General features: G+C 45.9%; 10 protein-coding genes, 1 other RNA gene and 1 other annotated feature (1 of these 12 running past the window's edge). Of the genes, 1 reads left to right on the forward strand and 10 read right to left on the reverse strand.

Features of this window, described 5'->3' with window-relative positions; genetic code table 11:
- Positions 1 to 6 precede the first annotated feature (6 nt).
- The 6 genes from HC660_RS13330 to cymR all read right to left on the reverse strand — a co-directional run bounded on the left by HC660_RS13330 (position 7) and on the right by cymR (position 6,437).
- Positions 7 to 471, reverse strand: coding sequence for a PRC-barrel domain-containing protein (locus HC660_RS13330; RefSeq protein ID WP_010335111.1), 465 nt, complete (start codon positions 469 to 471; stop codon positions 7 to 9).
- 117 nt (positions 472 to 588) lie between these two features.
- On the reverse strand, positions 589 to 2,985 hold the full coding sequence (gene recD2 / locus HC660_RS13335; RefSeq protein ID WP_168748340.1) for an SF1B family DNA helicase RecD2: 2,397 nt from the start codon (positions 2,983 to 2,985) through the stop codon (positions 589 to 591).
- 24 nt (positions 2,986 to 3,009) lie between these two features.
- Positions 3,010 to 3,630 (reverse strand): tetratricopeptide repeat protein, encoded by a 621-nt coding sequence (locus tag HC660_RS13340; protein ID WP_238933066.1) that lies wholly within the window; start codon positions 3,628 to 3,630, stop codon positions 3,010 to 3,012.
- Between the two features lie 84 nt (positions 3,631 to 3,714).
- Positions 3,715 to 4,830 carry a tRNA 2-thiouridine(34) synthase MnmA gene (gene mnmA / locus HC660_RS13345; protein ID WP_168748341.1) on the reverse strand — a complete coding sequence of 372 codons (1,116 nt, stop codon included), beginning with the start codon at positions 4,828 to 4,830 and terminating at the stop codon, positions 3,715 to 3,717.
- A 28-nt stretch (positions 4,831 to 4,858) separates the two neighbouring features.
- Positions 4,859 to 6,001 carry a cysteine desulfurase family protein gene (locus HC660_RS13350; protein ID WP_168748342.1) on the reverse strand — a complete coding sequence of 381 codons (1,143 nt, stop codon included), beginning with the start codon at positions 5,999 to 6,001 and terminating at the stop codon, positions 4,859 to 4,861.
- Positions 6,002 to 6,020: 19 nt separating this feature from the next.
- Positions 6,021 to 6,437, reverse strand: a complete 417-nt coding sequence (gene cymR, locus HC660_RS13355) for a cysteine metabolism transcriptional regulator CymR (protein ID WP_003225879.1) — start codon at positions 6,435 to 6,437, stop codon at positions 6,021 to 6,023.
- Between the two features lie 201 nt (positions 6,438 to 6,638).
- Between cymR and HC660_RS13360 the strand changes: the two genes are divergently transcribed.
- On the forward strand, positions 6,639 to 7,904 hold the full coding sequence (locus tag HC660_RS13360; protein WP_010335115.1) for a replication-associated recombination protein A: 1,266 nt from the start codon (positions 6,639 to 6,641) through the stop codon (positions 7,902 to 7,904).
- Between the two features lie 42 nt (positions 7,905 to 7,946).
- Here the strand turns inward: HC660_RS13360 and HC660_RS13365 are convergent, their stop codons facing one another.
- The 4 genes from HC660_RS13365 to hisS form a co-directional block, all read right to left on the reverse strand.
- On the reverse strand, positions 7,947 to 8,711 hold the full coding sequence (locus HC660_RS13365; RefSeq protein WP_059293512.1) for a tRNA threonylcarbamoyladenosine dehydratase: 765 nt from the start codon (positions 8,709 to 8,711) through the stop codon (positions 7,947 to 7,949).
- An 83-nt stretch (positions 8,712 to 8,794) separates the two neighbouring features.
- Positions 8,795 to 8,987: non-coding RNA, 6S RNA (gene ssrS, locus HC660_RS13370), on the reverse strand.
- A gap of 60 nt (positions 8,988 to 9,047) precedes the next feature.
- A complete protein-coding gene (gene aspS, locus HC660_RS13375; RefSeq protein WP_168748343.1) occupies positions 9,048 to 10,826 on the reverse strand; it encodes an aspartate--tRNA ligase in 1,779 nt (592 codons plus the stop codon).
- Positions 10,827 to 10,839: 13 nt separating this feature from the next.
- A complete protein-coding gene (hisS, locus tag HC660_RS13380) occupies positions 10,840 to 12,114 on the reverse strand; it encodes a histidine--tRNA ligase (protein ID WP_168748344.1) in 1,275 nt (424 codons plus the stop codon).
- An 89-nt stretch (positions 12,115 to 12,203) separates the two neighbouring features.
- Positions 12,204 to 12,406: a binding site (T-box leader), on the reverse strand; it runs 28 nt beyond the window's last position.

The raw sequence follows: 12,406 nt of genomic DNA on the forward strand, positions 1-12,406 counted from the left end.
ACACCTCTATCCGTTCAGAACGATCTCGTCTTTCCGCACCTCTACAAGCGAATCTGCTCTTTGGATGTGGCGTTTACATCCCGCCAAGTCAGAAAAGAAACCGTCCGAGAGTTCATATGCTACGATTATGCCCCTGTCCAAACAAAAGTATACATCTTCCAGCATCCCCAAAATATCACCCTCTTGCGATTTCACGAGCTTCATTTTCATCTGCTCATATGTGAAGCATGATTTCGGAAGAGGCAGAAGCTGCTCTGCATTGACTGCAGCCAATATCCGGTCATGAAGAATGCAACTGATATCACATGCACGTAAAAGCGCATGATGGTTATGAAAAAGACGTTTTTGTTCAAGAATAAATCCGAGACAATTTCCTTCAAGAGAAAAACAAATATCAGAAATCGTCCCAAGATAAACAGAAGTTTGTTCTGAATATACAGGAAATCCTTCTACCTCATGGCATGTTCTCAAAGTGTGATCAACCACCTTTTGTTGAACAGGCTTAGGTTTTGCTTTTCACCTTTGACACATACGATGAAATCACTTCCACCCCCAATGAAAAAGCTCCCGCAAACACGGGAGCCCCTTTTACAGCTGTTCTTCTTTCATAAAATCGAATGGCGTAATGCCTTCCATTCCGATATTTGCGTCGTGCACGCTGAACGGGAGCTCTTTTTGCAAAGCTGCAAGCTCAGCATCCATTTCAGCCGTCTGCGCTGACAGCCTGTTTTTTAGTGAGGTCTGTCTGACAGTCGCGTCATTATTTTTCACGCCCCACTCCAGCGCTTCCTCTTCCCCGCATAAAATGAGAAATTTCTTCGCCCTCGTGATAGCGGTATATAGAAGGTTTCTTCTGAGCATTCTATAGTAGCCCTTCACTACAGGAAGAACCACGATCGGAAATTCACTGCCCTGCGATTTATGAATAGAGCAGCAATACGCATGAGTAAACTGACTGAAATCTTTTTTCGTAAACGTCATTTCATTGCCGTCAAAAGAGACAACAGCCATGTCTTCTTTTTCTGTGTTTTCCTTCGCATAGAAAATGGAAGTGATTTCTCCAATGTCGCCGTTAAACACATTGTTTTCCGGCTGATTGACAAGCTGCAAAATTTTATCCCCGGTTCTATAGACAACGTCGCCGAACTTAATTTCCCTCCGCTTTTCTTTTGGAGGGTTTAAAATATCCTGCAGCATCACATTCAGCTCATTGATTCCAGCTTTCCCTCTGTACATCGGGGCGAGAACCTGAATATCTTTTGCCGTATATCCTTTTTTCAATGCATTCGCGACAACCTTCTCAACCACTTCTTTAATTTGCGAACCACCGCAGCGAATAAAGGAACGATCCTTTGTCGGAGCAGTCAGGTTATTTGGAAGCAGCCCGTTTTTCATCTCGTGGGCAAGCTCGACAATGGACGATCCTTCCGCTTGTCGATAGATGTCTGTCAGTCTTACAGTCGGAATCACCTGGGATGCCAAAAGGTCTCTGAGCACTTGACCGGGTCCGACGGAAGGCAGCTGGTCTTCGTCTCCGACAATGATAATTTGATTATGATCAGGGATCGCTTTAAACAAATGATTCGCAAGCCATATATCGAGCATACTCGCTTCATCGATAATCAAAAGCTTCCCTTCAATTGGCTGGTCCTCTGTATGAGTAAATCCTTCCGCACCGTTCCAGCCGAGCAGCCGGTGTATCGTAACAGCCGGAAGACCAGTTGACTCACTCATTCGTTTCGCCGCTCTGCCTGTAGGCGCGGCCAGCACAATCGGAAAGGCTTCATCTTTTTTATAATCCGACGGATCAAGTGAAACACCGTGAAGTTCTCCATACAATTCCACAATGCCTCTGATTACCGTTGTTTTTCCTGTACCCGGTCCTCCCGTTAAAAGAAGCATCGGTGACGACAGCGCTTTTTGTATCGCTTCCTTCTGACTCGGCGCGTACTGAACATTCATACGCTCTTCCAATTCTCCCAAAGCCATCAGGAATTCCGATTCAGGAAACTGGTCGTCATATTCAGTTTGGCTTGCGATCTGTCTCACACGCTTTGCCACATTTTGTTCAGCGAAAAACAGCGACGGAAAGTAACATCGTTCATCTTCTATGACAATATCCTTATTTTCTCCAAGCGCAATAATCGCGTTAGCGGCATCCATTTCTGCAATGCGCTGCCCATCTGCTGCTGACTGGTTTAACAGCGTTTGGGTTTCGATAATCAGCTGTTTCGTTTCTATGTACGTATGCCCTTCTGACAGGCATGTCGTTTCTAGCGTGTATAAAATAGCCGCTTTTACCCGCTCAGGATGATTCCCTGAGAGCCCCATTCTTCCGCCGAGCTCATCTGCTTTTCCAAACCCGATGCCTTCCACATCTCTTACAAGCTGATAAGGGTTCTCCTGAATTTTTTCCAGCGTCTCGGATTCATAGGCCTGGTAGATTTTCATAGACAGCTGAGGGCCGAAGCCAAATTGATTCAGCGAAATCATAATTTGCTCCAGTCCCTGATGCCGCTGCAGGGCACCGGCAAGGGTGTCAGCTTTCTTTTTTGACAGTCTCGGAACATCATAAAGGACTGAAGAATCAGCCAAAATTTTATTAATCGCTCTGTCACCCAGCTTTTTCACAATCTCTTCAGCGGTTTTTTTACCGATTCCTTCAAACAGATCGCTCGACAAATACTGAATGACGCCTTCTTTTGTTGTCGGGATCTCCTTTTTGAAGTGCTCAGCTTGAAATTGCAGTCCGAACTTTGGGTGAGTAACGGTTTTTCCGTAAAACGTGTAGGTCTCTTCTTCTTGAAGCGCAGGGAAGTAGCCCGTCACGGATACGACTTTATCTTCAATAGCTTCGGAGGTCTCTGTGACTTTCACTTTCAGAACCGTATATAAATTGGCGTCATTGTGATAAATGACGGTGTTTACTGTCCCTTTTAAAAAGGGCTCCTCCTCCATTTTCAGCTGATCCGGGTGCTGCTGCACGAGCCGTCCCTCCTCCTGAGCTTTTTATGATGGGTCGATTAGTTTTTTTGCATGAAGCGCCAGCATATGATCCGGCTGGATTTCGATTGCCTTGTCCAGCATTTCAAGCGCTTTTTCACGATTTTCTTTATAAGCATAAGCGACACCGGAATTATAAAACGCATCCGCGTGCCCCGGGTCTTGCTCTGTTACAGCTTCGAATTGGCTGAGTGCTTCGTCCAGCATGCCTTCGTTCGCCAAGCACATCCCGAATTGGAAACGCGCTTCTGTATCGTCTTCATTCAGCTCGACCGCTCTTTGTAAATATGGCAGAGCGAGCTTAGGCTGCTCAAGCTTTACGAGAACCGTTCCGAGCATGTAGAAAAGATCACCGTTCTCCATTCCGGCACGCAGCGCTTTTTCAAACATGTCTTTTGCTTCTTTGTACATTTCTTTTACCACATAGACATTTCCTGCTCCATAATAAGCAGTGGCGGCGCTGCTGTCTAATTCAAGCGCTTTATCATAAAACGCTAAAGCCCGTTCCAGTTCATTTACGGATGAAAGCAGGTTCGCAAAGTTAATATACGGAATTGCGTCTTCTTTGTTTTCTTCAATCGCTTTTGTAAAAGCCTCTGCCGCTTTTTCGTAATCGCCTTCCTGCATTGCCGCTATACCGGCTTCATTGTAATCCACAGTCATCTTCCTTTCATTAAAAAACCCCAACTCGCTGTTGAGGTTTTTTTCATTTTATACATACCACAATTTTGTGCCATCTTTATATACGTCATCAATGGTTCCGCCGCCAAGGCATTCTTCGCCATCATAGAAGACAACGGCTTGTCCCGGTGTGACAGCACGAACCTGCTCGTCGAAAATAACCTCCGCTTCGCCTTCCCCAGTCATTCGAACTGTAACTTTATGGTCTTCTTGACGGTAACGGAATTTGGCTGTGCAGGAAATTTCTTCGCCATCCATTATATCCGAACGAACCCAGCTGATATTAGTCGCTGTGATTTTATCGGAGTAGAGGAGCGGGTTGTGGAACCCTTGGTCGACGTAAAGGATGTTCTTTTCAAGATCTTTACCGACCGCAAACCAAGGCTCGCCGCTTCCGCCGATTCCAAGGCCGTGACGCTGACCGATCGTGTAGTACATTAATCCGTCGTGGCGTCCTTTTACTTCACCGTCCATCGTCATCATATCACCCGGCTGCGCAGGGAGATATTGACTGAGGAATGTTTTGAAATTGCGTTCGCCGATAAAACAGATGCCTGTACTGTCTTTTTTCGCCGCCGTTGCCAGATCTGCTTCTTTGGCAATTTCACGCACACGGCTCTTTTGAAGCTCGCCGATCGGGAACATCACTTTGCTTAGCGTATCTTCTGTCAGCTGATTCAAGAAGTACGTTTGATCTTTGTTTTCATCAATGCCGCGCAGCATTCTGACTTTGCCGCCGCTTCTGTCGACCCTTGCATAGTGGCCAGTCGCTAAATAGTCGGCGCCAAGTGACAGTGCATGCTCCAAAAATGCCTTGAATTTAATTTCTTTGTTGCACAGCACATCCGGGTTTGGTGTTCTGCCTGCTTTATATTCATCGAGGAAGTATTGAAATACCTTCTCGTAATATTGCTTTTCAAAATTAACGGCATAGTACGGAATTCCGATTTGATTGCAGACGCGGATCACATCTTCATAATCCTCTGTCGCCGTGCAGAAACCATTTTCGTCCGTATCATCCCAGTTTTTCATAAAGATTCCGATTACGTCATAGCCCTGTTCTTTTAACAGCAGAGCCGCCACAGATGAGTCTACTCCGCCGGACATGCCGACAACGACTCTTGTATCCTCCCGCCGTTTTTCCATTTCATTCACTCCAATAATTAAGTCCGCCTTATTGTGTTAGCCGCTTTACAACAGCAGCCACATGTTTGGCAGCGGTTTTCACTTGCTCAGCCGTATTGCCGAGACCGAAGCTGATTCGAATTGAGGACGTCAGCCGGTCGCTCTCTTCACCGAACATGGCAGTCAGAACATGTGACGGCAGGACTGAACCAGCAGTGCACGCTGATCCGCTGGAGACCGCGACTCCCGCCATATCAAGATTTACCAGCAGTGCCTCCACAGATACACCGGGAAAATAAAGGTTCATGACATGCGGAAGGCTATGCTCTTGATCTCCATTGATCTCGAATGCCACACCGGCATCCTTAAGCGTGCCGGCTATGATTGTTTTAAACGATTGATACTTCTCGTTTTTTTCGTCCCGATCTTCGCCCGACAGCTTGACCGCTTCTTTCAGCCCGACAATTCCCGGAACATTTTCTGTTCCGGCACGGCGTTTTCTTTCTTGCTCTCCTCCGAATAACAACGGAGAAAGCTTTACATCCTTACTTGCATATAAAAAGCCTGTCCCTTTTGGCCCGTTGAGCTTGTGCCCAGAAACAGACAGAAGGTCAATATGGCTGCTTTTCACATCAATTGAAAAAAACCCGAATGCCTGAACAGCATCGGTATGAAAATAAGCCGTGTGTTCCTTCAGCAGCTGGCCGATTTCATCGATCGGCTGCACAGTTCCGACTTCGTTATTTCCATACATCACCGTCACAAGGATTGTATCATCACGGAGTGCTTCTTTCACCTGATTTGCACTGACTCTGCCGTTTTGATCAACATCCAGATATGTCACTTCAAATCCGTCTTCCTCCAGTTTTTCACATGTGTGAAGCACGGCGTGATGCTCAATTTTTGTCGTGATGATATGTTTTCCCTGATTTTTTCTGGCAAGCGCAGTTCCCATTATCGCTAAGTTGTCAGCTTCCGTTCCCCCGCTAGTGAAAATAATTTCCTGTTCTGCCGCACCAATTTCAGCTGCAATGTGCGCTCTTGCTTCGTCCACCCATTTCCGTGATTCCCTTCCAAATGAATGAATGCTGGATGGATTGCCGAAATTTCCGGAGAAATGCGGTATCATTTTCTCCAACACGCGATCATCCATCGGAGACGTTGCGGCGTGATCCAAATAAATCCGTTCCATTTTGTTTTACACCTCTGATCTAAATATAGAACATATAAGCTTCTTGCTCTCCATCTGTGTAGCTGGCAAGGTCCTCTAATGTTGTGCTGTCTAACACTTCTTTGACAGCGTCCCGTATGCGGATCCACAGCTCCCGTTTGGCAGGCTCCTCGTCTTCGAGCACTTCCACAGGGCTGATCGGGCCTTCAAGCACGCGGATGATGTCTCCAGCTGTAATGGCATCCGGCTCACTTCCTAATACGTATCCGCCATAAGCGCCTCTGATGCTTTTGACTAAGCCGGCATTTCGGAGCGGTGATACCAGCTGCTCTAAATAATGCTCTGACAGATTATTCGTCTGTGCGATGCTTTTTAATGAAGTCGGTCCTTCGCCATGCTTTTTGGCGAGCTCGATCATAATGGTGAGACCGTATCTTCCTTTAGTTGATATTTTCAACATGAACACCTCTGTTATTTCATGATTTTCCACATATATAATGGTAATTTCTATATAATTCGTCCGTTTATTAAATAATAGACCAACTGCTATTATAGCATACCTTGTTCGAATTTTCATGGAAGCCGGCGGAAACGCGGCTTCCCCCTTTTCTAATTTCCGGATTTCCGTTACCCTGTAATTAAGTAAGGAGAGATGATGATGAAGCCATTGGCATATCGGATGCGTCCGACGAAAATAGAGGATATTATTGGCCAGCAGCATCTGGTGGCTGAAGATAAAATTATCGGCAGAATGGTTCAGGCAAAACATTTGTCATCGATGATTTTGTACGGGCCGCCCGGAATTGGAAAAACCTCAATCGCAACAGCAATTGCCGGTTCAACAAGTATTGCTTTCCGCAAGCTGAATGCTGTTATTAACAATAAAAAGGATATGGAGATCGTAGCTCAAGAAGCCAAAATGTCTGGCCAGGTCATTTTGATTTTGGATGAAGTCCACAGACTTGATAAAGGAAAACAGGATTTTCTATTGCCTTATTTAGAAAATGGCATGATTATTTTAATCGGCGCCACTACAGCTAACCCATATCACGCCATAAATCCGGCCATCAGAAGCCGCACGCAGATTTTTGAGCTTGAGCCATTAACACCCGAATTGATTAAACAGGCTTTGGAGCGGGCTCTTCATGATGAGCACCGGGGGCTTGGCACATACTCCGTTTCTATTGATGATCAGGCGATGGAGCATTTTGCCCAAGGATGCGGGGGCGATGTCCGTTCCGCTTTAAATGCGCTTGAGCTTGCTGTATTGTCAACAAAGGAGTCTGCGGACGGCGTGATTCACATTACATTAGAGACTGCGGAAGAATGCCTGCAGAAAAAGAGTTTTTCTCACGATAAAGACGGTGATGCGCATTATGACGTATTGTCCGCCTTTCAAAAATCGATCCGAGGCTCTGATGCCAACGCCGCTCTTCATTATTTGGCTAGATTAATTGAAGCGGGTGACTTGGAAAGCATCGCGAGAAGACTGTTGGTTATCGCCTATGAAGATATCGGCTTAGCCAGCCCGCAAGCAGGGCCGAGGGTGCTGCACGCAGTTCAGACCGCCGAACGGATTGGGTTCCCTGAAGCGCGCATACCGCTGGCCAATGCGGTCATTGAGCTCTGTCTCTCGCCAAAATCCAATTCAGCTATTTTAGCAATCGATGAAGCGCTCGCGGACATCAGAGCAGGAAAAATCGGCGATGTCCCAAAACATTTAAAAGACGCGCATTATAAAGGGGCACAGGAACTAGGAAGAGGCATCGACTATAAATACCCTCATAATTATGAAAATGGATGGGTTGAACAGCAGTACCTCCCTGATCCTTTAAAGAACAAGCAATATTACAAACCGAAGCAGACTGGTAAATTTGAATCTGCGTTAAAGCAGGTGTACGATAAATTAGTAAAAAGAAAATAAAAAAACAGCCTTGAATATGCTTCAAGGCTGTTTTTTATTCCATTATTTATCCTTCACACGTTTAATTTCAATATCTTTCAAAAGATCCATGACAACATGACCGCCCATAATCAATCCTGCAACAGACGGCACAAAAGCATTAGAGGACGGCGGCATTTTGGCTTTGCGAATTTTCGCATCGTCATTTCCGACTTCTTTTCTGACGTCTTCCCGGATCACAATCGGGCTTTCATCAGAGAAAATGACTTGAACGCCCTTTTTGATGCCTTCTTTACGGAGTCTCGTACGAACCACCTTTGCGATCGGGTCCGTATGCGTTTTAGAAATATCAGCGATTTGGAAACGTGTCGGGTCTGTCTTGTTCGCAGCACCCATGCTGGAGATCAGCGGAATATCGCGTTTCAGACATTCTTTCATTAAATGGATTTTATAATGAATGGTGTCTGACGCATCAATCACATAGTCAAGGTTATACTCAAAGAATTGCTCATACGTTTCTTCCGTATAGAACATTTTTAATGAAATCACTTCACACTCAGGGTTAATGTCCGCAATTCGCGCTTTCATTAAATCTACTTTCGGCTGACCGACAGTAGAAAGAAGAGCATGAAGCTGACGGTTTACGTTTGTAATGTCCACATCATCCTTATCAACAAGCAGGATGCGCCCGACGCCTGAACGTGCAAGCGCCTCCGCTGCGAACGATCCGACGCCCCCAACTCCGAGCACAGCAACTGTGCTGTTTTTCAGCGTTTCAAGGCCTTCTTTTCCAATAGCTAATTCATTGCGTGAAAACTGGTGTAACAAGAACCTCACTCCACATTCTTAATCTGGTTTTCCTATGATAAATGGCTGTTACACAAACAGCCGTTTTTTCTGCGCATAAAAAATAAAGTCCCAATTGTGCCGTTGCAGCTTTCCTTTGTTTTGAACCCGCTCTCAGCAGGTGGGTGCCCTCTTTTAAATCTTGTAAGTCCTCTTTACCGAATGAAAAGAGGCATGTACGCCATTTAAAAATGCGGGCTCCCAAATCAAAAAAATGTTCGGTCAAAACTAGGTGTACAACTAACACATCAGGACTTTATTTAACTTGTCAAAATCATATCACAGACGATTTTGATTTTCAAGAATCGAACTGCACATTTAGTTCTTTACTTTTGATTTGATAGAAAGATGAAGCTCATCAAGCTGTGCATCGCTTACTTCTCCCGGCGCATCTGTCATCAGACAGCTTGCACTTGCCGTTTTCGGGAAGGCGATGGTATCTCTCAAATTCGTCCGGCCGGCAAGAAGCATAACGAGACGGTCTAAGCCAAGCGCAATTCCGCCGTGCGGAGGAGCGCCGTATTCAAATGCCTCAAGAAGGAATCCAAACTGTTCGGCTGCTTCTTCTTTTGTGAAGCCAAGCAGTGTAAACATTTTTTCCTGAATATCCTTTTCAAAAATACGGATCGATCCTCCGCCAAGCTCATAGCCGTTTAAGACGAGGTCATAGGCTTGTGCTTTCATGTCCTCAGGCGCTGTTTCAATCAGCTCAAGGTCTTCACGGACAGGCATTGTAAACGGATGGTGCGCTGCGTAAAAACGGCCTTCCTCCGCATCATGCTCTAAAAGCGGCCAGTCAATCACCCATAAGAAATTGAAGAGGTTTTCGTCAATGAGTCCGCGTTCTTTCCCAAGCTTTAAGCGCAGGGCGCCGAGTGATGCGGCAACAACTTCGAATTTATCCGCTCCGAACAGCAGCAAGTCACCCTCAGCGGCTTCAAGCGCTTCAATTAGCTTAGACTGCTTTTCATCATCAAAGAATTTGGCGATTGGGCCTTTCACTCCGTCTGCTTCGACCTTCACCCAAGCAAGTCCTTTCGCTCCGTAATTTGCGGCAAACGCACCTAGAGCATCAATGTCTTTTCTTGAGTAATCGCCGGCTCCGCCTTTTACGTTGATGGCTTTGACTACACCGCCGTTTGCCACAGCTGATGAGAACACCTTAAATTCAGTATCTTTTACAATGTCAGATACATCTGTCAAAAGCATGTCAAAGCGAGTATCCGGTTTATCAGAACCGTATTTGTTCATCGCCTCGTCATACGTCATTCGAGGCAGAGGAAGCTTGAGTTCCACACCTTTCGTTTCACGCATAATCTTTGCCATCATATCCTCAGCCAATGACATAATGTCTTCCTGGCTCATAAAGGACATTTCAATATCGATTTGCGTAAACTCAGGCTGGCGGTCCGCACGCAAGTCCTCATCACGGAAACAGCGGGCAATCTGATAATAGCGTTCAACGCCTGAGACCATCAGAAGCTGTTTAAATAGCTGTGGAGATTGAGGCAGCGCATAGAATTCACCTTCGTGCACACGGCTCGGCACCAAATAGTCACGTGCCCCCTCAGGTGTGCTTCCTGTTAAAATCGGCGTTTCAATATCAAGAAACCCTTTTTCATCTAAAAAGCCCCGAGCAGCTCTCGTCACGTTATGGCGCAGCTGGATCGTTTGAAACATAGCCGGTCTGCGCAAATCTAAGTAACGGTATTTTAAACGCACGTCCTCTGATACATCATCCGCTTGATCAGAAATGGCAAACGGAGGTGTCTTCGCCGCACTCAATACAGTCACTGCATCAGCGTGAATTTCAATCGCGCCTGTTTTCAAATTCTGATTCACTGTGCCTTCTTCGCGCGCAACCACTTTTCCTTGAATATCTAGAACGTATTCGTTTCTGATGCCTTCCGCAATAGCAAGCGCTTCTTTTGATACATCAGGGTTAAAAACGACTTGAACAATTCCCGTACGGTCACGCAAGTCAATAAAAATCAATCCGCCGAGGTCCCGTCTTTTTTGGACCCAGCCTTTCAGCGTTACAGATTCGCCAATTGCTTTTTCAGTCATTTCGCCGCAATAATATGTTCTTCCAAACAATGCGTTCCACTCCTTATCCCTTTTGGTTTGCTTTCATTACATGTATCAATTCATCAAGAGCCACTTCAATCTGTTCGCCTGTTTTTGCATCCTTTACGTTGATTTTGTTTTGAGCAAGCTCATCCTCTCCCAAAATCGCAATAAATCTGGCGTTGAGGCGGTCAGCTGTTTTAAACTGGCCTTTCATTTTTTTATTTTCGTAATCAATCTCACTGGAAATGCCGGCTTCTCTCAGTTTGTACACCAGCGAAACGGAATAATCCTTCGCTTTTTCGCCAAGCGTCACGATATAGCAGTCAATTCCCTGGTCAACCGGCAGTTCTCTTTTTTCAGCATCAATTGCGGCAAGCAGGCGTTCAATGCTCATCGCAAATCCGATGCCGGGCGCCTCTGGTCCGCCGATTTGTTCGACCAATCCGTCATAGCGTCCGCCGCCGGCAAGCGTTGTAATCGCGCCAAAGCCCTCCGCATTGCTCATGATTTCAAATGCGGTATGGTTATAATAATCCAGCCCTCTCACAAGGTTAGGATCAATTTCATAAGAAATGCCGAGATCGTTTAAATATTGCTTCACTTTTTCAAAATAAGCGGCTGATTCTTCATTTAAGTAAGTAAGAATAGAAGGTGCCGATTTCATCAGCTCATGATCCCGGTCCTTTTTGCAATCCAAAATTCTGAGCGGGTTGGTGTGCAGGCGTGACTGACAGTCTGAACAAAATTCCTCGATGCGCGGCTCAAAGTGTTTCACGAGCGCTTCTCTGTAGCTTTTGCGGCTGTCCCGATCGCCAAGACTGTTTATCACAAGCTTGACGTTTTTCAAGCCGGCCTTCTGGTAAATACCCATCGCCAGCGCCATTACTTCAGCATCTATTGCAGGGTCTTTCGAACCAATCGCTTCGATGCCAAACTGATAAAACTGGCGGTAACGGCCCGTCTGCGGACGTTCGTAACGGAACATCGGCCCGACATAATACAGCTTTGTCGGCTGAACAGGATTTGCAAATAATTTATTTTCATTAAAAGCGCGAACTGTTGCAGCAGTTCCCTCGGGGCGAAGCGTCAGGCTTCTGCCTTTGCGGTCCTGGAAGGTGTACATTTCTTTTTGCACAATATCCGTAGACTCCCCGACGCCTCTGGCGAACAGTTCTGTATGCTCAAAAATCGGCGTGCGGATTTCTTTATATTGATAAGTTCGGCAAGTGTCTCTCATGATTTGTTCAACATACTGCCAGCGCTCTGATTCTCCAGGCAGAATATCTTGTGTTCCTCTTGGAATGTTATATCCCATGTGTAGACCTCCTATGTATTCCTTATAAAATATACATTTATCGTCAATGATGAAAATGAAAAAAACTCCCGCCCCTACTATACACTTATAGTAGGGACGAGAGTTATACCCGTGGTGCCACCCTAGTTGGAATATTTTTGTATTCCCGCTCGATCCTTTAACGCAGGTTCACGTTCACTGCCTAATGACGGTATCACGCGTTCAGCAGGAAACCTCCGGAGTGTTGTTTCGAGAAAGACGCAATGGGAGCCGCTTTCAGCCTGGGGCGGTTCCTCTCTAGCCATGCAATCTG

Origin of the sequence: Bacillus mojavensis (genome assembly GCF_012648005.1) — a bacterium.
Taxonomy (GTDB): Bacteria; Bacillota; Bacilli; order Bacillales; family Bacillaceae; genus Bacillus; species Bacillus mojavensis.

Excerpts from the sequence above, each read along its gene's own strand:
- HC660_RS13340 (WP_238933066.1), bottom strand. The coding sequence starts at position 3,630 with ATGCAGGAAGGCGATTACGAAAAAGCGGCAGAGGCTTTTACAAAAGCG.
- HC660_RS13350 (WP_168748342.1), bottom strand. The coding sequence starts at position 6,001 with ATGGAACGGATTTATTTGGATCACGCCGCAACGTCTCCGATGGATGAT.
- HC660_RS13360 (WP_010335115.1), top strand. The coding sequence starts at position 6,639 with ATGAAGCCATTGGCATATCGGATGCGTCCGACGAAAATAGAGGATATT.
- mnmA (WP_168748341.1), bottom strand. The coding sequence starts at position 4,830 with ATGGAAAAACGGCGGGAGGATACAAGAGTCGTTGTCGGCATGTCCGGC.
- hisS (WP_168748344.1), bottom strand. The coding sequence starts at position 12,114 with ATGGGATATAACATTCCAAGAGGAACACAAGATATTCTGCCTGGAGAA.